The organism is Acidithiobacillus sulfurivorans (assembly GCF_018853815.1).
GTDB classification, from domain to species: Bacteria; Pseudomonadota; Gammaproteobacteria; order Acidithiobacillales; family Acidithiobacillaceae; genus Acidithiobacillus; species Acidithiobacillus sulfurivorans.
The window spans coordinates 1-492 of the sequence record NZ_JAAOMP010000146.1 but is presented as its reverse complement, the minus strand read 5'-3'; the positions used below and the strand labels follow the sequence as shown (position 1 = coordinate 492).

1 protein-coding gene and 1 pseudogene are annotated in these 492 nt (G+C 56.9%); both read left to right on the top strand.

Annotated features, from left to right (window positions below):
* A pseudogene (locus HAP95_RS13400) lies at window positions 1–222 on the top strand (intermembrane transport protein PqiB); the annotation flags it as partial.
* The coding region (locus tag HAP95_RS13395; RefSeq protein ID WP_215884660.1) for a PqiC family protein at window positions 219–492 on the top strand (274 nt) is incomplete at its 3' end. The pseudogene HAP95_RS13400 and the gene HAP95_RS13395, both read left to right, overlap by 4 nt.

The following is a 492-nucleotide window of genomic DNA, read 5'->3' as shown; positions in this document are numbered from 1 at the left end:
GCCATCCTGAAATCACTGAACGCGGCCAGTCAGGAGGCCCATGCCGCCTTGCAGTCAGGCAATGCCCTGCTCCATAGCCAGGGAAGCGCCGCCAATGCGCCAGAATCCACGACCCTCCCACGCGCCTTGTATGAATTATCACGAACCGCCCAGTCATTGCGGGAATTGACCGATTATTTGAACAGTCACCCCAATGCCCTGATTTTTGGAAAAAGACCATGACATTGCACAGAAAACTTTTCTTGTTGGGAATGGCGGCGGCACTCGCTGGCTGCGCTTCCGTACCCACCCAGTATCTGACCCTATCCTCCCCATCTCCTGTTCCGGCCAGACAATCCTTGCAGGCCCATGGACTGCCCATAGTCGTTGCGCATGTGCAGATGCCCGCAGATATTGATCGTCTTTACCTGACCACGCTCCAGGGTAAACATCGTCTGGACGTTGCCGGTCATGTCCGCTGGGCGGCGCCTCTGGGCGGTATGGCGCAAAAAG